23 protein-coding genes are annotated in these 22923 nt (G+C 42.0%); 6 read left to right on the forward strand and 17 right to left on the reverse strand.

Translation table 11 applies throughout. The features are described 5' to 3' along the window. Positions 1 to 74 precede the first annotated feature (74 nt). Together M1F65_RS06665 and M1F65_RS06670 are read right to left on the reverse strand one after the other, a co-directional pair. Entirely contained in the window at positions 75 to 290 is a 216-nt protein-coding gene (locus tag M1F65_RS06665; RefSeq protein ID WP_000492029.1) for a hypothetical protein, read from the reverse strand. Between the two features lie 254 nt (positions 291 to 544). Next, positions 545 to 967, reverse strand: coding sequence for a hypothetical protein (locus M1F65_RS06670; protein WP_239665322.1), 423 nt, complete (start codon positions 965 to 967; stop codon positions 545 to 547). A gap of 551 nt (positions 968 to 1518) precedes the next feature. On the opposite strand from M1F65_RS06670, the gene M1F65_RS06675 reads away from it, so the two are divergent. Together M1F65_RS06675 and rnjA are read left to right on the forward strand one after the other, a co-directional pair. Then, a complete protein-coding gene (locus M1F65_RS06675; RefSeq protein WP_000639581.1) occupies positions 1519 to 1752 on the forward strand; it encodes a DNA-dependent RNA polymerase subunit epsilon in 234 nt (77 codons plus the stop codon). A 1-nt stretch (position 1753) separates the two neighbouring features. Next, positions 1754 to 3436 carry a ribonuclease J1 gene (gene rnjA / locus M1F65_RS06680; protein ID WP_042903034.1) on the forward strand — a complete coding sequence of 561 codons (1683 nt, stop codon included), beginning with the start codon at positions 1754 to 1756 and terminating at the stop codon, positions 3434 to 3436. Positions 3437 to 3633: 197 nt separating this feature from the next. On the opposite strand, the gene mnmG is transcribed toward rnjA, so the two are convergent. The 10 genes from mnmG to M1F65_RS06730 form a co-directional block, all read right to left on the reverse strand. Then, positions 3634 to 5547 carry a tRNA uridine-5-carboxymethylaminomethyl(34) synthesis enzyme MnmG gene (gene mnmG / locus M1F65_RS06685; protein ID WP_042903035.1) on the reverse strand — a complete coding sequence of 638 codons (1914 nt, stop codon included), beginning with the start codon at positions 5545 to 5547 and terminating at the stop codon, positions 3634 to 3636. Then, the gene (locus M1F65_RS06690; protein ID WP_042903036.1) at positions 5537 to 5968 is read right to left on the reverse strand and encodes an NUDIX hydrolase; all 432 of its coding nucleotides are present in this window, start codon (positions 5966 to 5968) and stop codon (positions 5537 to 5539) included. Before M1F65_RS06690 ends, mnmG begins: the two co-directional genes overlap by 11 nt. Positions 5969 to 5976: 8 nt before the next feature. Further along, a complete protein-coding gene (locus M1F65_RS06695; protein WP_042903037.1) occupies positions 5977 to 6432 on the reverse strand; it encodes an NUDIX hydrolase in 456 nt (151 codons plus the stop codon). A gap of 139 nt (positions 6433 to 6571) precedes the next feature. Beyond that, positions 6572 to 7693, reverse strand: coding sequence for a tRNA 2-thiouridine(34) synthase MnmA (mnmA, locus tag M1F65_RS06700; RefSeq protein WP_042903038.1), 1122 nt, complete (start codon positions 7691 to 7693; stop codon positions 6572 to 6574). 428 nt (positions 7694 to 8121) lie between these two features. Next, entirely contained in the window at positions 8122 to 9513 is a 1392-nt protein-coding gene (argH, locus tag M1F65_RS06705; protein ID WP_247925657.1) for an argininosuccinate lyase, read from the reverse strand. A 27-nt stretch (positions 9514 to 9540) separates the two neighbouring features. After that, complete coding sequence (locus M1F65_RS06710) at positions 9541 to 10737, reverse strand: argininosuccinate synthase (RefSeq protein WP_000031904.1); 1197 nt, start codon at positions 10735 to 10737, stop codon at positions 9541 to 9543. A gap of 15 nt (positions 10738 to 10752) precedes the next feature. Beyond that, complete coding sequence (locus tag M1F65_RS06715) at positions 10753 to 11559, reverse strand: ABC transporter substrate-binding protein (RefSeq protein WP_001045254.1); 807 nt, start codon at positions 11557 to 11559, stop codon at positions 10753 to 10755. Positions 11560 to 11787: 228 nt separating this feature from the next. Continuing rightward, complete coding sequence (locus tag M1F65_RS06720; RefSeq protein WP_049538054.1) at positions 11788 to 12417, reverse strand: ABC transporter ATP-binding protein; 630 nt, start codon at positions 12415 to 12417, stop codon at positions 11788 to 11790. Further along, positions 12414 to 14522, reverse strand: coding sequence for a bacteriocin-associated integral membrane family protein (locus M1F65_RS06725; protein WP_247925658.1), 2109 nt, complete (start codon positions 14520 to 14522; stop codon positions 12414 to 12416). The genes M1F65_RS06720 and M1F65_RS06725 overlap by 4 nt, the downstream gene beginning before the upstream one ends. A gap of 54 nt (positions 14523 to 14576) precedes the next feature. Then, on the reverse strand, positions 14577 to 14861 hold the full coding sequence (locus M1F65_RS06730) for a lactococcin 972 family bacteriocin (protein ID WP_000737526.1): 285 nt from the start codon (positions 14859 to 14861) through the stop codon (positions 14577 to 14579). Positions 14862 to 15239: 378 nt separating this feature from the next. Between M1F65_RS06730 and M1F65_RS06735 the strand changes: the two genes are divergently transcribed. Further along, complete coding sequence (locus M1F65_RS06735; RefSeq protein WP_001268190.1) at positions 15240 to 16103, forward strand: helix-turn-helix domain-containing protein; 864 nt, start codon at positions 15240 to 15242, stop codon at positions 16101 to 16103. Between the two features lie 15 nt (positions 16104 to 16118). On the opposite strand, the gene apf is transcribed toward M1F65_RS06735, so the two are convergent. Further along, positions 16119 to 16742 carry an aggregation-promoting factor gene (gene apf / locus M1F65_RS06740; RefSeq protein WP_042767626.1) on the reverse strand — a complete coding sequence of 208 codons (624 nt, stop codon included), beginning with the start codon at positions 16740 to 16742 and terminating at the stop codon, positions 16119 to 16121. Between the two features lie 241 nt (positions 16743 to 16983). Between apf and sdaAB the strand changes: the two genes are divergently transcribed. Genes sdaAB through M1F65_RS06755 form a run of 3 tightly spaced genes read left to right on the forward strand, consistent with a single transcriptional unit; the run spans position 16984 to position 19193 of the window. After that, the gene (gene sdaAB, locus M1F65_RS06745) at positions 16984 to 17655 is read left to right on the forward strand and encodes an L-serine ammonia-lyase, iron-sulfur-dependent subunit beta (RefSeq protein WP_000555868.1); all 672 of its coding nucleotides are present in this window, start codon (positions 16984 to 16986) and stop codon (positions 17653 to 17655) included. 8 nt (positions 17656 to 17663) lie between these two features. Then, positions 17664 to 18536, forward strand: coding sequence for an L-serine ammonia-lyase, iron-sulfur-dependent, subunit alpha (sdaAA, locus tag M1F65_RS06750; protein ID WP_000500030.1), 873 nt, complete (start codon positions 17664 to 17666; stop codon positions 18534 to 18536). Positions 18537 to 18563: 27 nt separating this feature from the next. Beyond that, positions 18564 to 19193: an HAD-IA family hydrolase gene (locus M1F65_RS06755; RefSeq protein WP_001139310.1), complete on the forward strand. Its 630-nt coding sequence runs from the start codon at positions 18564 to 18566 to the stop codon at positions 19191 to 19193. Positions 19194 to 19289: 96 nt separating this feature from the next. Here M1F65_RS06755 and M1F65_RS06760 read toward each other — a convergent pair whose 3' ends face one another. The 4 genes from M1F65_RS06760 to M1F65_RS06775 form a co-directional block, all read right to left on the reverse strand. Then, positions 19290 to 19505, reverse strand: coding sequence for a DUF805 domain-containing protein (locus M1F65_RS06760; RefSeq protein WP_000759533.1), 216 nt, complete (start codon positions 19503 to 19505; stop codon positions 19290 to 19292). Next, a complete protein-coding gene (locus M1F65_RS06765) occupies positions 19480 to 19902 on the reverse strand; it encodes a DUF805 domain-containing protein (RefSeq protein ID WP_247925659.1) in 423 nt (140 codons plus the stop codon). The genes M1F65_RS06760 and M1F65_RS06765 overlap by 26 nt, the downstream gene beginning before the upstream one ends. 248 nt (positions 19903 to 20150) lie before the next feature. Further along, the gene (locus M1F65_RS06770) at positions 20151 to 22001 is read right to left on the reverse strand and encodes a nucleoside-diphosphate sugar epimerase/dehydratase (RefSeq protein ID WP_070837176.1); all 1851 of its coding nucleotides are present in this window, start codon (positions 21999 to 22001) and stop codon (positions 20151 to 20153) included. 75 nt (positions 22002 to 22076) lie between these two features. Further along, the gene (locus M1F65_RS06775; RefSeq protein WP_001114305.1) at positions 22077 to 22907 is read right to left on the reverse strand and encodes a glycosyltransferase; all 831 of its coding nucleotides are present in this window, start codon (positions 22905 to 22907) and stop codon (positions 22077 to 22079) included. Positions 22908 to 22923: the final 16 nt, after the last annotated feature.

Genomic DNA, 22923 nt, shown 5'->3' on the forward strand with positions numbered 1-22923 from the left:
CTAAAAATAGAAAAAGTCCATCCCATCTATCAAGACGAGGTGGATTTTCTGTATATCTAGAGGAATAATTGACTTTAGGCATTTAAACCAAAGTAGAAAACGAGCCAGACAACATAGGTAACCAGGAGGAGAAAAATTGAATAGAGCGTCACAAAAGCAAGCTTCCAAAGGAACTTTGTTTTGCGGTGTTCCAGATGAACAAACAGGGCATTCCCCCCATAGACACAAGCTACAAAGACTACAAACATCAAGAGGCGAACCCCTACTGCAAATTCAAACAAACTAAACATTCTTAATCCTCCTTTTGGTATTCCTATTTTTATATAAACTGTTGACAATGTTGTTCTATCAATGTTAAAATGTAATTCAACACTGATAGGAAAATCAGGTTGAGTCGTTGACTCTTCGGGTTGCAGTGCTATCCCTGAAACTTTGGTTTCTAAAGAACTGAAATTGCGATTGAACAATTCGCCCCCAGTGTTTGACGGCTCTTGACTTCGGTCAGGAGCTTTTTGATGCTTTTAAAGTTGATTCCCTCAGTAAGTTATAGTAAAGTATAAATATCGAGAGGATAACATAGGGCGACTGGTGACAGAGCGTTCAGTTGGTTATCTTCGTTAAAAGCGTAGATGATTTTTTGATTGGCAAATCTATCTAAATATTGTTGTGCTGACCGTTGCAAAGCATCCGCATACTTATTTAAAGTCCTTATGTCCGCATCTTCAGGGTATTTGTAGCCACCACGCAACCGATAACTTGACTTTACTGACTTGTCAATGTTAAAATATAATTTAACATTGGTAGGAAAATCAGGTTGAGCCTTTGGCTCTTCAGGCTGTGGTGCTGTCCTTGAGGGTTCGCCTTCTAAATAACCGGAATTGCGATTGATTAGTTCGCCCCCAATGTTATTAGTAGGCTCTTGGCTTTGATCAAGGGCTTTTCCTTGCCCGTTCAGTAAGCACTCCACTCCATGCTATGTCTACATCGTTATACTTATAGATTGACTTCTTAGCTGAGTAGATGATAAAATAGGGTAAGGTTGAGATTTGGTCTGACTTGGTGACAAGTCTTTCAAAGGTTGTGATTCAATCACTTTAGGTAATGGTGCTGCCCCTTGAGCTTGCTCAGAAAGATCCCTTAATTTTGTCTCAGCCTTTTTGGTTGCTCTCGAGATTTCTCAAGAGCTTTTTCTTTTTTCAAAGATATCATTCGGTCCCAACCATCCACTCCAACGATTAATGAAACTAGAACTGTATTCTTCCTTAAATCTACTATCTCTTTAGATTCCCCCTTTCATTATAACACCTAAGTGCTCTCCGACCAAATCCTACCTGTCTTTTTGTTCCTTCTTCCCCTCCCGACTTTCTCCATTTCCGTCTTTTACTAATTTTTCATTTTGTGGTATAATTGAAATAATTGTAACGAATCAAGGTCAATCTAGACACAAAATGGAATGAAATCAAGCAAATCTCTGCTAAAAGTTTGGAATAAGCTGACCTGTAAATAGAAAGGAACTATATGATTTACAAAGTTTTTTATCAAGAAACAAAAGAACGCAGCCCACGTCGTGAAACAACACGCTCACTTTACCTAGACATCGATGCCAACTCAGAACTTGAGGGCCGTATCGCTGCTCGCCAACTTGTCGAAGAAAACCGCCCAGAGTACAATATCGAATTTATCGAACTCTTGTCTGACAAATTGCTAGATTACGAAAAAGAAACTGGCGCTTTCGAGATTACGGAGTTCTAATATGGTCTACACTCTTAAACCTGAAGAAGTCGGCGTTTTTGCCATCGGTGGTCTGGGAGAAATCGGGAAAAACACTTACGGAATTGAATACCAAGACGAGATTATTATCGTCGATGCTGGGATTAAATTCCCAGAAGATGACTTGCTGGGTATCGACTATGTCATTCCTGATTACTCTTACATCGTGGACAATATCGACCGCGTCAAGGCTGTTTTGATAACACACGGACACGAGGACCACATCGGTGGGATTCCCTTCCTGCTCAAGCAAGCAAATGTCCCTATCTACGCTGGACCACTTGCCCTGGCTTTGATCCGTGGAAAACTCGAAGAACACGGTCTCTTGCGCAACGCCAAACTTTACGAAATCAACCACAACACTGAGTTGACCTTTAAAAATCTCAAGGCAACTTTCTTTAGAACAACCCACTCCATTCCAGAGCCTTTAGGGATTGTCATTCATACTCCTCAAGGGAAAATCGTTTGTACGGGTGACTTTAAGTTTGACTTTACTCCAGTTGGAGAACCTGCAGACTTGCACCGTATGGCTGCCCTTGGTGAAGAAGGTGTGCTCTGTCTCCTGTCTGACTCGACAAATGCGGAAGTACCAACCTTTACCAACTCTGAAAAAGTCGTTGGCCAGTCCATCATGAAGATCATCCAAGGCATTGAAGGACGCATCATATTTGCATCCTTTGCCTCCAATATTTTCCGTCTCCAGCAAGCAACAGATGCTGCTGTTAAGACCGGACGCAAGATTGCAGTCTTTGGTCGTTCTATGGAAAAGGCCATTGTCAACGGGATCGAACTTGGCTACATCAAAGCTCCTAAGGGAACCTTTATCGAGCCAAATGAAATCAAAGACTACCCTGCTGGCGAGGTTCTTATCCTTTGTACAGGTAGTCAAGGGGAGCCGATGGCAGCCCTCTCTCGTATCGCCAACGGAACCCACCGTCAAGTGCAACTCCAACCCGGCGATACCGTTATCTTCTCTTCTAGCCCAATTCCTGGAAACACCACTAGCGTCAACAAGCTGATTAACATTATCTCAGAAGCTGGTGTCGAAGTTATCCACGGTAAAATCAACAATATCCACACTTCTGGACACGGTGGTCAGCAAGAGCAAAAACTCATGCTCCGCTTGATCAAGCCCAAATACTTCATGCCTGTCCATGGTGAATACCGTATGCAGAAAGTCCACGCTGGACTAGCGGTAGATACGGGTGTCGAGAAGGACAATATCTTTATCATGAGCAATGGTGATGTGCTTGCCCTTACTGCTAACTCAGCTCGTATCGCAGGTCACTTCAACGCCCAAGACATTTATGTCGATGGCAATCGTATCGGTGAAATCGGTGCGGCTGTCCTCAAAGACCGTAGAGATTTATCCGAAGACGGTGTCGTTCTAGCAGTCGCAACTGTTGACTTCAAGTCTAAAATGATCTTGTCTGGTCCAGATATCCTCAGTCGAGGATTTGTCTACATGAGAGAGTCTGGTGACTTGATTCGCCAAAGCCAGCGCATCCTCTTCAATGCTATTCGTATCGCACTAAAGAACAAAGATGCTAGCGTCCAATCTGTCAATGGTGCTATCGTCAACGCCATTCGCCCCTTCCTTTATGAAAATACAGAACGTGAACCGATTATCATCCCGATGATCCTCACACCAGATGAAGAAGAATAAACCAACAAAACAGCCCCGTTTTCGGAGCTGTTTTTTCTATACTTTTTTGAGATTGAAACTCAATAAAAATCGAAATCAGACTAGAAGGCTAGACGAAAGCATAACTCAAGTTAGCTCCCATAGTTCGGGGAACTATGGGAGGCTGGAGATGAATCAAAGCCAAGCTTTGAACTCATTCGTAAGAAGCCGACGACGTATCATTTTGATTTTTGAAGAGTTTTAGAAATACTGCGATTTTTACCTTCCAAATACACCATCAAAATGGAAATATCTGCTGGGTTTACTCCCGAAATACGGCTGGCTTGGCCGATGGTTTCTGGATTGATAAGTTTGAACTTCTGACGAGCTTCTGTCGCGATAGAATCAATATCATCCCAGTCGATATTGGCTGGAATGCGTTTTTCTTCCATGCGTTTCATCTTGGCAACCTGATCCATGGCTTTGGAAATATATCCCTCGTACTTGATCTCTGTTTCAATCAATTCGATAATCTTGTCATCCAAGTCCTCAGCAGCTGGCCCGATAAAGGCCACCACATCTTGGTAAGAAACTTCTGGACGACGGAGGAATTCCTTGGCTGTCACCGCATCTGTCAATGATTTGAAGCCCATCTCCTCAACCTTGGCATTGGTTTCCTTGACTGGCTTGAGCTTAATACTATCGAGACGCTGCATCTCATTGTCAAATTGATTTTTCTTGATTTCAAAGCGAGCCCAACGTTCATCGTCCACAAGGCCAATCTCGCGCCCCATCTCTGTCAAACGCATATCGGCATTGTCATGACGGAGGATGAGACGGTATTCTGCACGACTGGTCAAGAGACGGTAGGGTTCAATGGTTCCCTTGGTCACCAAGTCATCAATCATGACCCCGATATAGCCGTCACTGCGCTTCAAAATCAATTCAGGCTTGCCTTGGATTTTCAGAGCCGCATTGATACCCGCGATAATCCCTTGGCCAGCAGCTTCTTCGTAACCTGACGTTCCATTTGTCTGACCAGCTGTGAAGAGGCCTGAGATTTTCTTGGTTTCCAAAGTTGCACGCAACTGGTGAGGCAAGACCATGTCATACTCGATGGCATAACCAGTTCGCATCATCTCTGCATTTTCCAAACCTTTAATGGAATGAACTAGCTCGCGCTGCACATCCTCAGGCAGACTGGTTGAAAGTCCTTGGACATAGACTTCCTCTGTATTGCGCCCTTCCGGCTCTAGGAAAAGTTGGTGACGTTCCTTATCGGCAAAGCGCACAATCTTGTCCTCAATCGACGGACAGTAACGAGGCCCCACACCCTTGACCACACCTGTAAACATAGGTGCACGGTGGAGGTTGTTTTGAATAATCTCATGACTGGTACCATTGGTATAGGTTAACCAGCATGGAACTTGGTCTTTGACATAATCCTCATCCCGTGAAGTGTATGAGAAGTGGTTTGGCGCTTCGTCCCCTGGCTGAATCTCTGTCACATCGTAGTTGATAGAGGAAGCCTTGACACGTGGAGGGGTTCCTGTCTTGAAACGACCGATTTCGAGTCCCAATTCCTTGAGGTTATCAGCTAGGTTAATCGAAGCTAGGCTGTGGTTAGGTCCTGATGAGTACTTGAGGTCTCCGATGATAATTTCCCCGCGGAGGGCTGTTCCTGTCGTCACGATAACAGCCTTGGCAGCATACTCTTGATGGGTCGCTGTACGCACACCGACAACCTTGCCATCCTCCACCAAAATCTCATCAATCATGGTTTGACGAAGGGTCAGATTTTCTTGATTTTCAACTGTCTTGCGCATCTCCTTAGAGTAAAGCTCCTTGTCAGCCTGCGCACGAAGGGCACGGACAGCTGGACCTTTCCCAGTGTTGAGCATCTTCATCTGGATGTAAGTCTTGTCAATGGTTTTAGCCATTTCACCACCGAGGGCATCAACTTCACGCACAACAATCCCTTTGGCAGAACCACCGATAGAAGGGTTACAAGGCATGAAAGCCAGCATTTCAATGTTGATGGTCGCAAGCAAAACCTTACAACCCATACGGCTGGCAGCTAGAGATGCCTCGACCCCAGCATGTCCCGCACCGATTACAATAATATCGTATTCTTCCGTAAAATTATAAGTCATTTCTTAACCTTTCAAAAATTTCTCGCAAATAAGGAACTAACTTCTCCTCCTCTAGAGCTTGATCCATAGTAACCCATTTAAAGTGTGTATGCTCTTCAGGATCTAATCTGATAATTGGCTTCTCCCCAACCCACTCTGCTTTATAAACTAAGCGAGTAAAAACCGTATCCTTAGAGGTATCCAGTTGACTATCTTCGTGAAGAAGTTTGAGCGAACTGCTATCTAGCCTAACTCCCGCTTCTTCAATGCATTCTCTAAGAGCACCATCTCGCGGAAGTTCACCCTTTTCAACCCCGCCACCAGGAATATCCCAGTAAGTTGGATAAACGTTGGGTTCCCCTCTTTTAATTTCCGAACGCTGAATGAACAAATAATCACCACCACTATGAATAAGTACATGGGCAATAAGCTTAACCATCATTTTCTCTCCTATTCTTCAAGATGAATGTGTCTTAGTTGGCCATCCCAATCTGGTAGAGCTGTTTTCAAAAAGGCTGGAACTAGCTGGAACTCCTCAAGTTTATCCAAGTCAATCCACTCACAGGGCTGCGTTTTCTCATCTTCCTGCATGGTCAATGGAGCATCTTCAAGCAAGTTCACCAGATAATGAAACTCGATGTTGTGATAGGAAACACCGTCTTGTTCAAAACGATTTTCAACCACAAAAGCTAGATGTCCAGCTTGAGCTCGGACACCTAATTCTTCCCTCACTTCACGAACTACCGCGTCTTCCGTGCTTTCATTAACTTGAATCGCACCGCCAATAGTGTAATACTTGTCCTTGTCTTTGGTGACTAGAAGCTTGCGATTTTGAAGAATCAAGGCTGTTGCCCGAACGCCAAAAACCGTATTTCCTACTTTTGTCCGAAAATCTTGTTGAGTCATTTTTGTCCTTTCCTTTAAACGACACAAAAACAGTCAAAACTCCAAAGAAGTGCAGGACAAAAAGCCTGCAACATCCATGAGCTTTGACCATCATTTCTATTGCTTTTATTATTGTAGCAAATTGAGAAAATTTGTCAATCTAAATGTACTGACAAACTTGTCCATCGCGGTAGGCATTGTCAATCAAACCACCACCGAGACACTCTTCGCCATCGTAAAAGACAACTGCTTGTCCTGGTGTAATGGCGCGCTGCAGTTCTGCAAAGATGATCTCTGCCTTGTCTCCTTTGACATGGACGGTCACCTTAGAGTCAGGCTGACGGTAGCGGAATTTAGCCGTACATTCTAACGTAAATTCCTCTGGCATCTCACGAGTAAAGTGGACTTGACTTGCTTCTAGGCTTGTTGACATGAGCGAGTCATGGTAGAAACCTTGGCCGACATAGAGGATATTCTTGCTTAGGTCTTTTCCGACAACGAACCAAGGCGCATTGTCACCGCCGTGTTGGCCTCCAATACCGAGTCCGCCACGCTGACCGATTGTATAATACATGAGACCTGCATGCTCACCCATATCGCGACCATCCACAGTCATCATGCGACCAGGCTGAGCTGGCAGGTAGTTACTGAGAAAGTTTTTAAAGTTCTTTTCTCCGATAAAGCAAATTCCTGTCGAGTCTTTCTTCTTGGCAGTCGCAAGTCCTGCTTCTTCTGCGAGTCTGCGAACTTCAGGCTTTTCCAAATGTCCCAAGGGGAACATGGTTTTTTGGAGTTGTTCTTGCGAAAGTTGACTGAGGAAATAGGTCTGGTCCTTGCCATTGTCCACGCCACGAAGCATGTGAACGATGCCATCCTCATCACGCGCCACTCGAGCATAATGCCCAGTCGCTACATAGTCTGCACCCAAGGTCATAGCATAGTCCAAAAAGGCCTTGAACTTGATCTCCTTATTGCACATAACATCTGGATTTGGCGTGCGCCCTGCACGGTATTCCGCTAGGAAATACTCAAAAACGCGGTCCCAGTACTCTTTTTCAAAATTGACAGAGTAGTAAGGAATGCCGATCTGGTCTGCCACCGCAGCCACATCCTTGTAATCTTCGGTCGCCGTACAGACGCCGTTTTCATCTGTGTCATCCCAGTTCTTCATGAAGATACCGATCACATCGTAGCCCTGCTCCTTGAGCAAGAGAGCCGTCACCGACGAATCAACACCACCACTCATCCCCACGACAACACGTGTTTTAGAGTTATCACTCATGGTAAGTCTCCCATCTATTCGTTTATTCATACCCTTCAAAATTCTATTCATTATAACTTTCAATAGAATTTCTTTGAGTATCGTCTTTTCGTTTGCTTTTAGGAGTAAAATGGTCTGGGAGACCATTTTAGCCTATCATCTTAAAATGAAAATATGATAGGCAACGAGTCGCAGGCATAACTTGAGTTCGCTCAATCAGTCCGGGAGACTGATTGAGGTTATAAATCAGACAAGCTCAGCTTGCATCTCATTGCGAGTTAACGACGTAATAAAAGATAAACGAAATGACTAGTTCACGATTGAAGGTCGTGTGTGCTTTAACGATTGAAGGTCGCTTGAGCAGTATTCATTATAACACGCTTGGTTGGAGAAGACAAGAAAGAGGCTGATAAATCATCTCAACCTCTCTTTCTTCCTTTGCAAACGAATCAATTTTCCCCTTTAAGTTCTTTCTTCGCTTGTTCTATCTGGTATTTCACTTGCTCAAAGCCGGTTCCTCCTAAGGAATTCCGTCTCCGAACAGCGGTTTCTGGACGCAAGTAGATATAAATATCCTCTTCAATCAAGGGATGGTAGGCTTGCAACTCCTCCAAATCCCAATCTTGGATGTTTTTACCATGCTTGATAGAGTCTAGAACCAATTTCCCTACAATTTCATGCGCTTCTCTAAAAGGGAGTCCTTTTTCAGCCAAATAATCTGCCAGTTCGGTCGCATTCGAAAAATCATTCTCTGTGGATTGCTGCATTTTGGCCTTATTAACCTGCATGCTCGATAGCATACCTGCCAACACATCCAGAGAATTTAAAATCGTTTCTACTGTATCAAACATGCCTTCCTTGTCCTCTTGCAAATCCTTATTGTAAGCCAGAGGCAAAGACTTCATGACGGTCAATAGCCCAAGCAAGTTCCCGTAAACTCGGCCTGTCTTCCCTCGAATCAATTCCGCCATATCAGGATTTTTCTTCTGGGGCATGATAGATGAACCCGTTGAAAAGCTATCAGACAAGCTAATGTACTGATACTCAAAACTGCACCAATTGATGATTTCCTCACAAAAACGACTCATATGCATCATCAAAATGCTGGCATTTGACAGAAATTCTAAGATAAAATCACGGTCACTCACTGCGTCCAAGGAATTGGTATAGGGTTGTTGGAAACCCAATAAATCACTCGATAATTGACGATCGATTGGAAAAGTTGTCCCCGCTAAGGCAGCCGCACCCAGTGGAGATAGGTCCGTATGTTTCAAGTTAAATGCAAAGCGCTCGCTATCCCTTTGGAACATATTATAATAAGCCATGAGATGATGGGCAAAACTAATAGGTTGGGCATGTTGCAAATGAGTATAACCTGGCATGATGGTTTCCACATGTTTTTCAGCCAAATCCAGCAAAACACTGTTCAGATTCGCCAACTTATCCAAGACATGGCCAAGCTGCTCCTTTAGATATAAGTGCATATCCGTTGCGACTTGGTCATTCCGAGAACGAGCCGTGTGTAGTTTCCCAGCCAGAGGACCAATTTTCTCTGTCAGCAACACTTCCATATTCATATGAATATCTTCATTTGCAATATCAAAATGAAGCTCTCCTGCCTCTAAATCTCGCAACAAAGCTTTCAGACCATCTTGGATCTGCTCTGACTCTTCCAAGCTTAAAATGCCAGTCTGTCCTAGCATTTGAACATGAGCTAGGGAACCCATCAAATCAAATTTTGCCAGCTGGTGGTCAAAAGAAATACTCGCACCGAACTGTTCTACCCACTCTTCCACAGTGCCTTCAAATCGACCACCCCATAATTTTGTATTTTTCGACATATTCTGTCGTCCCTTTCTATCGCGTCACTACTCAACATTTTTCTGAACTTCTGAATAAACCTTAGTCGGAAGCCCCCAAAGCTTGATAAATCCCACAGCTGCATCTTGGTCAAAAGTATCCGCACTAGTATAAGTCGCCAAATTTTCATCGTAAAGAGAATTTGGAGATTTCCGAGCCACTACCTGGGCGTTCCCCTTATAAAGTTTAACTTTTGCAGTTCCATTGACAACTTTCTGTGTCTCCTTGATATAGGCAATCAAAGCCTGAGTTGCTGGGCTAAACCACAAGGCATTATAGATGAGATTGGACAACTCATTTTCGATAATAGGTTTGAAATGAGCCACTTCTCTCACGAGAGTCAAGTCTTCAATCTCCTTATGAGCTGCCAATAAAGTCACAGCGCCTGGGCACTCATAAATCTCTCTTGACTTAATACCAACTAGGCGATTTTCCACGTGGTCAATACGACCGACACCGTGTTTGCCCGCAATTTCATTGAGCTTTTGAATCAAAGCCGCCACTTTCATCTTTTCTCCATTGAGGGAAATGGGCACCCCACAGCTAAACTCAATGTCAATAAATTCTGGACTGTCTGGTGCCTCTTCTGGAGAAGATGTGATTCCAAATGCTTCTTCTGGCGCTTGGTTCCAAGGGTTTTCCAAGACACCACATTCATTTGCGCGTCCCCAAAGATTTTGATCGACAGAGTAAGGATTGTCAAGGTCAGCAGGAACTGGGACGCCGTTTTCTTTGGCATATTGGATTTCTTCTTCACGAGACCATTTCCACTCACGAACAGGCGCAACTACTTTTAAATTGGGATCCAAAGCTGCAATAGAGACTTCAAACCGAACTTGGTCGTTTCCCTTACCTGTACAACCATGGGCAATTGTGGTTGCCCCCGTCTGATGAGCTATTTCAACGAGTTTTTTTGAAATAAGAGGGCGACTCAGAGCAGATACCAAGGGATACTTTTGTTCATAGTAGGCATGAGCCTGAAGGGCCACTAAAACATAGTCATTAGCAAATTCTTCCTTAACATCAATGACATAAGACTCTACAGCTCCAACCTTGAGAGCTTTATCATGGATGAACTCCAAATCTTTTCCTTCCCCCACATCCATACAAACAGCGATCACATCATAGTCTTTTTTTAACCATGTAATAGCAACTGATGTATCCAATCCACCTGAATAGGCTAAAATAACTTTTTCCTTACTCATTTCTCTTCCTTCTTTCTATTTTTCGATAGAGGCTTTAAAAGCATCATCAATCAATTTGTCCAATTCCCCAGAATCCTTCAACTTCTGGATGGTTTTGTCAACCGCCTCTTTTAATTCTTTACTGTCTTTTTTCATCGCAACAGCATAGGAATCTTCTTTGTCATTGTCAAAATCAAACTCAGCGATGGCTAGGTCTGGATTATTCTCTACAAAGCCTTTCGCCACTGGTTCCTCAAAGATAACTGCATCCAGTTGCCCTGATTTCAATTCTGTTATCAAATTTCCATTTTTAGGAAGTGAAACGAGAGAAGCATTCTGCAAGGTTTCTTTGGCCAGAGTTTCCTGGATAGAACCTTTCTGCGCTCCAACCTTTTTCTGAGCCAAATCCTTGACTGATTGGTAATTCGTTAATTCAGATTTTCTTACGATAACCTTATTTTTCGAAGTGTAGTAGGGAATTGAAAAATCGTAAACTTGACTTCTCTCCTCCGTTTTAGAAACACCTGATATGGCAAGATCGGCCTTGCCTGAATCAAGACTAGCCAGTACATTGTCAAAACTCATTGGAGAGAACTCCACTTCTACACCTAGTTCTTTTGCGATGGCTTTGGCTAGCTCAACATCTGAACCTACAATCTGATTTTTCCCATCGACCAATTTCTGATATTCAAATGGAGCAAACTCTGGATTTAGGGCCACCACCAATTTCCCTTTAGCCTTAATAGCTTCAACACCTTGGGATTGAGTGTTACTACAAGCAAATAATAAGGGGAACATAAGCAAACCAAACATCGTCATCAACACCTTCTTCACTTTATTCATAGAAGAGCCTCCTTTTATTTTTATACTTTATTATTGTATAAATAATACTCCTCTCGTTTTCGTTTGTCAAGGAAAAACTGTATTTTATTTCATTTTAATCAAGAAAAAGCTTATTATATGATATATTTTTACATATAATAAGCTTATTTATACTATTTGGTTTTTTAAAAATACAATTGTCCAATTACAGGTAAGATGAAGAGTTCAACGAACTCTCCACATTCTCTTTCACAATTCAATGACTCGATGGCACTGTTCGGCCACATAGGCATCGTGGGTAACGATAATGACCGTTTTCCCTTCCTTGTTCATATCTAAGAGAAAATTTAAAACCAAATCTCGATTTTCAGGATCTAGAGAACCGGTTGGTTCATCTGCTAAAAGGAGCTGACTCGGTTTTAAAATGGCTCTAGCAACTGCGATTCGTTGCTGTTCCCCTCCAGATAACTCTGAAACCTTCTGATGTAGAGTTGATGACAATCCCACTCTCTCTAAAATTTCTTCTATCTTTTTGACTTTGTCCTTCTTGGATAATTTTACATACTTTAGAGCGAGCATGAGATTATACTCTACTGTTTCATTATCAATCAGAGCAAAGTTTTGAAACAGATAGGAGATATGTTCGCGGATAATCGCTTGCGACTTAACAGAATTGACAGGTACATTTTGCTGACCGAAAATTTCATAATGTCCACTGTAATCGCCATCTATCAAACCCAAAAGATTTAACAAGGTTGACTTGCCACTGCCACTTTTCCCAACAATGGCAACTAAATCTCCTTGGTTAATTTTTAGAGATAAATTCTCCAAAATAACTTTTTTCCCAATGGTTTTTGTAACATTTTCCAACTTTATCATAAGTGATCCCCTTTCAATAACTGCACTACATTTCTTTGTTCCATCTTAGAGCCCAAGAAAAGTACAAACAGGATATCTAAGCCTGTAAATCCTGCAAAAAGTAGGAGCGGGAAAAGTGCCTGTGTAAAGAATAGCAAAACCATAAAAGGAAGACTATAAACGGCTAATAGAAGACCCAGCAAGGAACGATACCGATCTATCAATTTCCACCCCATAAACTTCTTGGTAATAATATCTGTTCGCTTCAACAAGAAAGTTGTTACTAGTAAGAAGTAGGAAATCATCATACTAAGAAGACCAACCAAAGCAAAGAGTATGTTGAAATTCCGAACAGCATCTCGATAAGAATCTACTTTATCTTGTTGAATGGCTTGAATAGATGAAAATTTTAAATAATTCCCATCTGATAATTTCCCAACTAACGCTGTCACCTCTTTTTGGTGTTGAGCCGTATTTTCGATTTTAATCGGGTTATTTAAACCTGTTGTTGACAGGCGAGCTTTTTCATCCCACATCATATCAGAATCATTGACCAAGCTAATAATTGGATTGTAGAGATTTTCCTTTCGCTTATCACTATATGGAAAGAACGACCAATCTCCTTCATAATAGGCAATCTCGACATCCATCTCCTCTATCGTTCGTTTTTGCTGCTCTTCATACTTCATCGAAAGATAGGCAATTAATTTCCCCAAGAGCTGATTTTTATCTTCTTCACCTTTCGTACTTGCTGGCATCAAAATAACTTTTTTTGCGCCGGTATCTGGTAACTTGAATCCCTGACTTTCTAAAAAATGACGGTTGGCATAGTAAACAGTTAGCATATCAGCCAGTTGATACCGCTGCACTTGTTCTGCAGTGGCAAAATTTTTTATAGGCAGGTTGCTAGTTTGCACATAGCCCGCCTGCGTTTTTTCTACCAAATCCTGATAAAATCGATAGAAATAATCCACTGCTTGCCCTGAGCCTGCCAACTGCTCTTGCCACAGGTTATCATTGAGTTGGAAAGTTTCCAAGGTCAGATAATTTCCTTGACTGATCCACTGTTTCTGGTAATCCAACTCTTTGTTTTCTTGCTCCAAACTTTTTCCTACCCCAACTAGCAAGACTGTCAGTAAAATGGTAGTTCCAATTTTCATCAAATAATTAAAGAGTAAACCAAATTTAAAAGATGAAAAACTTTTCAGCAGAGAGCTGATTGTCATTTTTTGGATCAAGAGATAGGTCAACCAACTGATAAAGAGATAAAGCTGCAAAAGCAAAAAATGAGACAACCACAGCATAGGGAACAAATCTTTCGGCTTATAATCAAGCAAGAAAAACACCCCTAGATTAATCACAAGCGCCCCACCTAGGAGGAGGTAGAGGTTGCCTTTCACAACATCAGCTAAAACAGCCCGATCTTGAAAACCAAGTAATTTTTGTACCCCAACTCTTTTCATCTCCATCATTGGCTGATACACTGTTACTAAGACAAGAAGCAAAATAGCCAAGACAAAAATAATAGCAGATAAGAGCAAATCTCGATTTAAGACTTCCACTGCACTTTTGTAGGTTGGCTCTAGCAAGGTAGTCTGGTCAGTCTTGAAAAAATCACTCCACTTCTGTAAAATCTGATCTCTATCCATCTCTTGAGCCGAACTAATCGTGTAGCGACCATTTAAACTACGAGATGTATCCTTGATGTAGGCTTGAAAAGTCATAAGCTGAATAGGCTTGGCTTTTAGAAAGGTCGGAATCGTACCAAGTTTATTGGAAATTTCTTTATTACTGTAGACTCCTTCACCATCTGTGGTAAAACCAAGGGAAGAAATCCCAAACTCTTGGTAGGGGAAGGTATCTTTATCAAAAACACCAGACTTGATTACCTCATCACCACTGTCTGTTTTGATGATGGATACTTTGTATTCCTTTGATACATACTCAAAAAATCGAAGAACAGATTCTGCAGGTTCATTGACATCTTTCAAGTATACATCCAAAGAACTCGCTGTCTTTCCCATTTCCTGAATCCGAACTACTTCTCGTGTATAGTTTACATTAAAAACAAAGAAAGTGGTACACAGAAGCAGTAGTAACATACAGAAATTACTGATTTTTTTCATAAAGATACCTCCAATAAAGTTCTCCCTCTCCTAATAGGAGAGGGAAAATTTCACTTAAAATCCATAGAAATATTCTAATCCTGTTGGCGGAATTTTAGTAAGGGAAGCTTGTGCCCAAACCCTAGGACCCTGACGATCCTTAGAGATTCTACCTCCATGTCGGACAGTTGCTGTATGAGAGCGAGTAGAATGTAAATAATCAGAATATCCAAAAGTTCCTGTCCAACCTACTCCATAGTTCCATTGACCACCATCTACCCATACTGCTAAAGCATTTGTCGTAGCAAGCAGACCACATGCCATTACGGTTGCGACACCAATTTTTACTAATTTTTTCATGATATTTTCCTCACATCTTATATCTTGAACTGTTTCACAGAAACAGATGAATTGGTTCATTTGTAAACATTGAAGTCCATTGGACTCACCTTCCTTTCGTTTTACTTAATCAAAATTTTATAAGAGCCATCCCCAAGGGAAGAAAATAACCATCCATAACATAAATAACAACAGACGATATACTTTTTTATACATTTGATACCCCCTTAGTACTTCATCATCTTGATTATAAAATACAATATACCTTGTCGTAAAATTTGTTAACCTTTTTCACAAATTTATTTTAGATTTCTTTTTTACTTTTTATATTACTATGATACAATATTTTTAATCAGTTTCAATTTATTGTTAACTTTTTTCACAAATAAGGAGGGAATCATGCGCTACGATTTTGGAAATGTTTATAAAGAAATCCGTGAGTCAAAAGGATTGACTCAAGAAGAGGTCTGTGGGGGTGTTCTCTCAAGAACCAGCCTATCAAAAATAGAAAGTGGCAAGACAACTCCAAAATATGAGAATATGGAATTTCTTCTCCAGCAAATTAATATGAGTTTTGAAGAGTTTGAATATATTTGCCATCTCTACCACCCAAGTGAACGATCAACTATCATGCAGACTTTTCTAAAAATGGCTTCTATTAGTGGTACGAGCGACTTAAGTAAATTACTCAAAAAATGCCAACATTATCTAAAAACACATCATGATTTTCCCATCCAGCAGTTGCAAGATATGCTCGAAATCGTTATCTACATCCGTGAAAATGGGATAGAAAAATTGTCAAGTAAGGTTGACAACATTGTAAACAGATTATGGGATAAGATTGAGAAACAAGATACTTGGTATGAGAGTGACCTCAAAGTCCTTAATACCATTCTCTTTGCTTTTCCTATGGAGTATATTCATCAGATTACCGAAAAAATTCTCGAACGACTAGAGGTTTATAAACACTATAGTCCTGTCTTTCAGCTTCGTATGATGTTGCTTCTGAATCTCTCAACTCTTTATCTTTACAATGGTGATAAGTTGCTTTGCAAACAGCTTTGCTACACTCTCTTAGAGGAGGCAAAAGCAAGCAAACAGTACGATACACTTGCGTTTTCCTATATTCGTATCGGCATTTGTGCTAATGATGCTCAGTTGATACAGAATGGACTCTCCTTAGCTAAACTAGTAGAAGATGAACACTTACTAACAGAGCTAGAGCGAGAAGTTAACATCTTTGTAAACAAAAAAGAGCCCTAAAGGACTCTTGTATTCTTAATACCAACCGTTGTTAAGCCAGAAGTTCTTGGCAGCTGTCCATGAACCGTAACGTCCTGCAACGTAGGCATCTGCTACACGTTCTTGGTTTTCAGCTGAGTAGTCACCGTTCAAGTATGAATCTGTCAATTGGTAACGTCCGATGTAACGTCCGTTTGTAGCAGTGTAGCTACCACCTGATTCTTTTTGAGCAATCCATTCTTTGGCTTCTGCTTCAGAACCACTTACAGTAGAAGCTGCTGCAGTGTTGCTTTCTGCTGCTGGAGTTGCAGGTGCAGCTGGGGCTTCATAAGTTGTTGTTGCTGCTGGAGCTTCTTCAACTGTTTCTGTAGCTACTGGAGCTGTTTCTTCCGTTGTTGCTGCTGGAGCTACAGTAGAAGCTGTTCCTTCGATAACCAAAACTTGGTCAACATAGATAAGGTGAATATCTTTAATGTTGTTTTTTGCTGCCAATTTTTCAACAGTTGTGTTGTACTTCTCAGCGATTTCTGAAAGAGTATCACCTGATTTAACTGTGTAAGTTACAGTTTCTTGGGCAGATGCAAGTGATGGAGCAAAGAAAGCAAGCAAAGCTGCTACTCCTGCGATAGTTGTTTTAATTTTTTTAGTTGTTAATGACATATCTAAAAATTCTCCTTCCATTGGATATATCTATGATACCTTTTAAATGTTACCGTTGTTTAACGGTTTTATGTAGAAATATTACAAAAATGTTTTATATTTACCGTTTTAAGGATGTTTTTGTCACAAAAGACCTTATTTTATACTAACTTTAATCATTTTAAGCTTTTGATAAGGGAAATAAGCGCAGAGGTCCATTCTTTGATATAATAGATATAAGAATCTTTGTAAGGGGAAACAGATGCACTCACTTCGTTTTCAATCTGTCTTTGACATTATCGGACCAGTTATGATTGGCCCATCAAGTAGCCATACTGCTGGAGCTGTTCGCATCGGGAAAATCGTCTCTTCCATCTTTGATGATACGCCGACAGAAGTCGAATTCCAATTATTTAATTCATTTGCCAAAACCTACCGTGGTCATGGAACCGACCTTGCTCTCGTCGCTGGTATATTAGGTATGGATACGGACGATCCCGACATTCCAAATAGCCTAGAGATTGCCCATAAACGTGGTATCAAGATTGTCTGGACCATTCAGAAAGACAGCAACGCTCCTCATCCTAATACCACTAAAATTACTGTGAAGAATGAACACAAGTCCATCAGTGTGACAGGAATTTCCATTGGTGGGGGAAATATCCAAGTTACGGAGCTTAACGGCTTTGCTGTCTCTCTCAACATGAATACACCGACCATCATCATCGTGCATCAGGATGTTCCAGGTATGATTGCCCATGTTACTGAAGCCCTCTCTCGTTTCGATATCAACATCGCTCAGATGAATGTGACTCGAGAAAAAGCTGGAGAAAAAGCCATTATGATTATCGAAGTCGATAGTCGAAGTTGCGAAGAGGCGATTGAAGAAATCCGAAAAATCCCTCATCTCCACAATGTCAATTTCTTTAAGTAGGAGGAAACATGTTTTATTCTATCAAAGAATTGGTCGAGCAGGCGGATCTAGACTTCCAAGGAAATGTCGCAGAACTCATGATTGCGACAGAATATCAACTAACCGGTCGGGAACGTCCAGAAGTTCTCCTCCTCATGGAACGCAATCTAGAAGTCATGAAAGCCTCTGTCGAGCTCGGTCTCAGTGAAAATAAATCCCGTAGTGGCCTAACGGGTGGAGACGCGGCCAAACTAGACCGCCATCTCAAAAGTGGCAAGGCCTTGTCGGACTTTACCATCCTATCAGCAGCCCGTAATGCCATCGCGGTCAATGAACACAATGCGAAGATGGGCTTGGTCTGCGCTACTCCAACCGCAGGAAGTGCCGGCTGTCTGCCAGCCGTTCTCACTGCTGCTATCCAAAAACTTGACCTCAGCCACGAAGAACAGCTGGATTTCCTCTTTGCTGCTGGTGCCTTTGGACTAGTCATCGCAAACAATGCCTCTATCTCAGGTGCTGAAGGTGGCTGTCAGGCCGAGGTTGGCTCTGCATCTGCCATGAGTGCCGCAGCCTTGACCTTGGCTGCAGGTGGAAGCCCCTATCAGGCTAGCCAAGCCATTGCCTTTGTCATTAAAAATATGCTAGGTCTCATCTGCGACCCCGTCGCTGGTTTGGTTGAAGTTCCCTGTGTCAAACGAAATGCCATGGGAGCCAGCTTTGCCTTTATCGCAGCAGACATGGCTTTGGCAGGTATCGAGTCTAAGATCCCTGTTGACGAAGTCATCGATGCCATGTACCAAGTCGGATCAAGTCTTCCAACTGCCTTTCGTGAAACGGCCGAGGGTGGACTTGCCACTACACCTACTGGTCGCCGCCTACAAAAAGAAATCTTCGGAGAATAAGCTTATCTATATCTATTAGGAGAAACTATGCCCTCTATCTCAGCAATCTTTTTTGATCTAGACGGAACACTCGTTGACAGTTCTATCGGGATTCACAATGCCTTTACCCATACCTTTAAAGAGCTAGGAGTTCCAAGCCCTGATGCCAAAACCATTCGTGGTTTTATGGGACCACCACTTGAAAGTAGTTTTGCAACATGTCTTCCCAAGGAACAAATCTCAGAAGCTGTTCAAATCTATCGTTCTTACTACAAGGAAAAAGGAATCCACGAAGCGCAACTCTTCCCCCGAATAACGGAATTGCTTCAAGAGCTTTCGCAAAACTACCCTCTCTACATCACTACAACAAAGAATACTCCTACTGCTCACGATATGACTAAAAATCTGGGAATCCATCATTTCTTTGATGGCATTTATGGTTCTAGTCCTGAAACACCACACAAGGCAGATGTCATCCGTTACGCCTTGCAAACGCATCAACTCCATGCAGACCAAGTCCTCATCATTGGGGATACCAAGTTTGATATGATTGGAGCCCAAGAAACTGGCATTAAAAAGTTCGCTGTTACTTGGGGATTTGGAGAAGAGGCTGATTTGCTCAGCTATCAACCTGACTGGATTGCCCGTACCATTGATGATATCATTAAGCAACTATAAATAATACAATATACAAAAATACTCCTAACGCTAGTGAACTAGGTTGAGGAGTATTTTTTTATATCTTGTTACTATCAGAAGGAATCAACTCCATGCTTAAGCAGTAATTTGATCCTGTTCTTCAGTATCTGCATCTTCATCCTTCTTACTTGGCCAAGCAAGCATGACAATAAGAGCAATCGGTCCAACGATAGGAACCAAAGCAATGAAGATAAAGGCCCAGTGGAAACCAGCGTCTCGTAAGCAGCGAAGCGACTCAGCCGTTTTTAAATGGAGTAGAAATATCTTAATATTTTCGTACCATTTCTTCAAACCGAGAATCTTCCGTATTCTCTTTATCTTTTTCACTATTCTCTATCACTTTTTCTCCAAATCGTTGACTTGGCATAGCGAGCATAACGAGCAGTGTTATTGCACCCAAAGGAACAAATACAATAAAAATATAGGCCCAATGGATACCCACATCTCGTAAGCGACGTACTATCAGTGCTAGTAGAGGAACAAACTCTATTATAAACAAAATAATACACATACTGAAGACCGCAATATTCCTGATGGCTTTATCAGATTCTACTCCAGTAAAAAGTGAGTAGTAGGCGGGCAAGAAAATCACCATATTTAGTAGCCAAACCCACCAAAATTCTGGACGTGTGGAACGACCAGAAAAATTCGCATAGCCTTTGAAAAAACTCCTAATAGCACTCAGCATACAAAAATCTCCTTTTGACTTTAATACTTATTTCGCAAAGTTATGTTACCAGCTTAAAATAGAGGTAGTTTTTAGATTGTCTGAAATCACTCTCCTGATAGATCAAATAACATCGTCCCTTGAATAGTTGCGCTTATTAAACCTTTGAAAGATCCGATGTTCTCTACTCTCTATTTATAAAAACCAGCTTTCTGATTCTCTCAGAAAACTGGCGATAGTTGTTTCATTATGAAGGTAGTTGGACACTCTTACTCAGCATGAGTTGTCTCATTCGCAAAGGAAATAATCGCTTCTTTGAGCTCATCTCCGCTGAGTGAACGGAACTCTTCAATCTTTTGATCAATCGCTTCTAGCGGCATGACATTTACCTTACCAACGAAAATCTTGTCCATGACTTGGTTATCAACCAATTCGGTCGAAACCAAGAGTTCTTCATAGAGTTTTTCACCTGGTCGAATACCGACCTCAACGATTGGAATTTCACTTTCCGTGTGCCCACTTAGAAGGACCATTTTCTTAGCCAAGTCATAAATCTTGACTGGTTTGCCCATATCGAGGATAAAGACTTCTCCGTCCTTGGCATAAGCGCCAGCATGGATTACTAGACGGCTTGCCTCTGGAATGGTCATGAAGTAACGTGTCATACGGAAGTCTGTCACCGTTACAGGACCGCCTTCAGCAATCTGACGTTCAAAGACAGGAATCACGCTACCACGACTACCCAGAACATTTCCAAAACGGACTGCACAGTAGGTTGATTTGCTACGTTGGTTAAAGCCAGTGACAATCAACTCTGCCACGCGCTTGGTTGCCCCCATAACATTGGGTGGATTGACCGCCTTGTCTGTCGAAATCATGACCATCTTAGGCACCTTGGCTGCATCCACAGCCTTGGCAACGTTGTAGGTACCGAGGATATTGTTTTTGAAGGCTTCTTTTGGATTGCGTTCCATCATCGGAACGTGTTTGTGAGCGGCAGCATGATAGACGATGGCTGGTTTATACTGCTCAAACACCTGCAAGAGACGGTCATAGTCCTGAATATCTGCAATAACAGGAACATAATCAATCCCTTGGAATGTACGGATCAATTCATGATAAACGAGATAGATTGAATTTTCGCCATGCCCAAGCAAGATGATACGTTCTGGATTGAAGCGGCTAACCTGACGACAAATCTCTGAACCAATCGAACCACCAGCTCCTGTCACCAGGATGGTCTTGCCTGTAATCTCAGTACCCAGGCGCGATTCGTCGAGACGAATTTCCTGACGGCCCAAAAGGTCTGTGATATCAATTTTCTGGAAGCCACTACCTGATTGATGGAGTCCTTGAACGACTGTCTCAACCTTAGGCATCTTGTAACATTTGACGCCTAGTTTATTACACATCTGCAAGATGCGTTCGTACTCTGAAGGGTCTAGCGAAGGGATCGCTACAATGACACGCTCGATTTGGTGACGTTTAGCCAATTCAGGCAGATTGTCATAGGAGCCCAAAACTGGGATTCCACCTAGTTTTTGTCCCTTTTTCTTTTCATCGTTATCCAAAATCCCCACTAGCTCAAGGTCGCTAGTTGGATGTTGGTAGCTGTTCATAAAGAGGGCGCCACCATCACCAGCACCGATCAAGAAGGTACGGCGATGCTCTCCATCTCCACTACCTTGCTTGCGCTTAGAATAAATCAGCTGCCAAGTGATACGAGGAAGCAAGATGAGGAAGGTACTCAACAAAATGAAGAGTACGATGAAACGGATAGAAAACAATGGAAGAAAGGCATAGCAGATTCCATAAGAAAGAACACTGCTGAGCATCACTCCGAAAAAGATTTTCATGAAATCCGTAATCTTGCTATAACGACTGATACTAGCATTTAGCCCCCAAAACGCAATCATGATTTGATAGAGGAGGAAGGCTAAAAGAGTGTAGATCACGTAATCCACAGGCGCAGGATTTATAAGGCCATAAAACAAGATATAAGATACGATGATGGAAACCACCATACTCAAAATATCGAATATCCCCCAAAACACTTGTTTTTGCTGTTTATTTAAAATTTCAACCAGATCAATCACATAATCTGTTAGTTTTTTATTCATAGGAATTTACTCCCCCTTAAAAGAGTCAGATGATACTGTTGTTATGATAACCTGAATCATTCAGTCTATCGGGGCTTACTTTCTCTTTCTTAAAAGTTTGACGAAGATAAACTGACGTACAAAGCCTGGACAAAGTGCAACAATTGCCTGAATGGCTACACTTTTAGCATATTCCATGTAAGAAATTTGCCCTCGCTCAAGCATCCGTTGGCGAGCTTGACGATAGAGTTTAAGGTAACGCAAGCCACCTCGACGCTCAAACATCCCTGCACCGACACGAACCTTACACAAGATTTGATCTAGGTTCCCAGTCTTGGCACCTGCAGCAATCATATTGAGCCAAAGGAGGTCATCCTCCATGTAAAGGCCATCTTCATAGTTGCCCGCCTTGAGGACCATGTCCTTTTTGAACATGACTGTCATATGGTTAAAGGCGCTTCTCATTCTCTGATAAGCCACAATGTCTGCATGCTGAGTTGGAACACGACGATAAGACACAATCTCATCTGGATTATCAATGAACTCTGCGATATGCCCACCTAAGAGGTCGAGATCTTCTTTCTCCATTAGCTGAAGCTGTTTCTCAAAACGATCCGGAACGGCTAAATCATCCGTATCCATGCGGGCAATAATGTCATACTGGCACTGTAAAACGCCGTATCGAAGAGCCAAGCCTAAACCTTGGTTTTGTTCTAAGGGGCACCGTTTAACTGGAATGTCTGACTGAGCTTCCACTTCATCTAGCACCTGATAGAGTTCGGGTGTGAGCGGGCCGTCCTCAACAAGAACAAGTTCGCTCGGTTTCAAGGTCTGGTTTTGAACACTTTTGATAGCATCTCTTAAAAACGTCGGATTTTCCTTTACATAGACCGACATCAAGACGCTGATTTTTTGCTTTTCAGGCACAGTTTTTCTCCAATGT

Source organism: Streptococcus oralis (assembly GCF_023109195.1).
GTDB lineage: Bacteria > Bacillota > Bacilli > Lactobacillales > Streptococcaceae > Streptococcus > Streptococcus oralis_BV.

What these genes read in the sequence shown, in the direction of transcription:
- argH (WP_247925657.1), bottom strand. Translation starts at nt 9,513, where the DNA reads ATGTCGAAAAATACAAAATTATGGGGTGGTCGATTTGAAGGCACTGTG.
- M1F65_RS06735 (WP_001268190.1), top strand. Translation starts at nt 15,240, where the DNA reads ATGCGCTACGATTTTGGAAATGTTTATAAAGAAATCCGTGAGTCAAAA.
- M1F65_RS06725 (WP_247925658.1), bottom strand. Translation starts at nt 14,522, where the DNA reads ATGAAAAAAATCAGTAATTTCTGTATGTTACTACTGCTTCTGTGTACC.
- M1F65_RS06715 (WP_001045254.1), bottom strand. Translation starts at nt 11,559, where the DNA reads ATGAATAAAGTGAAGAAGGTGTTGATGACGATGTTTGGTTTGCTTATG.
- M1F65_RS06665 (WP_000492029.1), bottom strand. Translation starts at nt 290, where the DNA reads ATGTTTAGTTTGTTTGAATTTGCAGTAGGGGTTCGCCTCTTGATGTTT.
- M1F65_RS06770 (WP_070837176.1), bottom strand. Translation starts at nt 22,001, where the DNA reads ATGAATAAAAAACTAACAGATTATGTGATTGATCTGGTTGAAATTTTA.
- rnjA (WP_042903034.1), top strand. Translation starts at nt 1,754, where the DNA reads ATGGTCTACACTCTTAAACCTGAAGAAGTCGGCGTTTTTGCCATCGGT.
- sdaAA (WP_000500030.1), top strand. Translation starts at nt 17,664, where the DNA reads ATGTTTTATTCTATCAAAGAATTGGTCGAGCAGGCGGATCTAGACTTC.
- M1F65_RS06695 (WP_042903037.1), bottom strand. Translation starts at nt 6,432, where the DNA reads ATGACTCAACAAGATTTTCGGACAAAAGTAGGAAATACGGTTTTTGGC.
- M1F65_RS06710 (WP_000031904.1), bottom strand. Translation starts at nt 10,737, where the DNA reads ATGAGTAAGGAAAAAGTTATTTTAGCCTATTCAGGTGGATTGGATACA.
- M1F65_RS06720 (WP_049538054.1), bottom strand. Translation starts at nt 12,417, where the DNA reads ATGATAAAGTTGGAAAATGTTACAAAAACCATTGGGAAAAAAGTTATT.
- M1F65_RS06690 (WP_042903036.1), bottom strand. Translation starts at nt 5,968, where the DNA reads ATGATGGTTAAGCTTATTGCCCATGTACTTATTCATAGTGGTGGTGAT.
- apf (WP_042767626.1), bottom strand. Translation starts at nt 16,742, where the DNA reads ATGTCATTAACAACTAAAAAAATTAAAACAACTATCGCAGGAGTAGCA.
- sdaAB (WP_000555868.1), top strand. Translation starts at nt 16,984, where the DNA reads ATGCACTCACTTCGTTTTCAATCTGTCTTTGACATTATCGGACCAGTT.
- mnmA (WP_042903038.1), bottom strand. Translation starts at nt 7,693, where the DNA reads ATGAGTGATAACTCTAAAACACGTGTTGTCGTGGGGATGAGTGGTGGT.
- M1F65_RS06730 (WP_000737526.1), bottom strand. Translation starts at nt 14,861, where the DNA reads ATGAAAAAATTAGTAAAAATTGGTGTCGCAACCGTAATGGCATGTGGT.
- M1F65_RS06765 (WP_247925659.1), bottom strand. Translation starts at nt 19,902, where the DNA reads ATGCTGAGTGCTATTAGGAGTTTTTTCAAAGGCTATGCGAATTTTTCT.
- M1F65_RS06675 (WP_000639581.1), top strand. Translation starts at nt 1,519, where the DNA reads ATGATTTACAAAGTTTTTTATCAAGAAACAAAAGAACGCAGCCCACGT.
- mnmG (WP_042903035.1), bottom strand. Translation starts at nt 5,547, where the DNA reads ATGACTTATAATTTTACGGAAGAATACGATATTATTGTAATCGGTGCG.
- M1F65_RS06755 (WP_001139310.1), top strand. Translation starts at nt 18,564, where the DNA reads ATGCCCTCTATCTCAGCAATCTTTTTTGATCTAGACGGAACACTCGTT.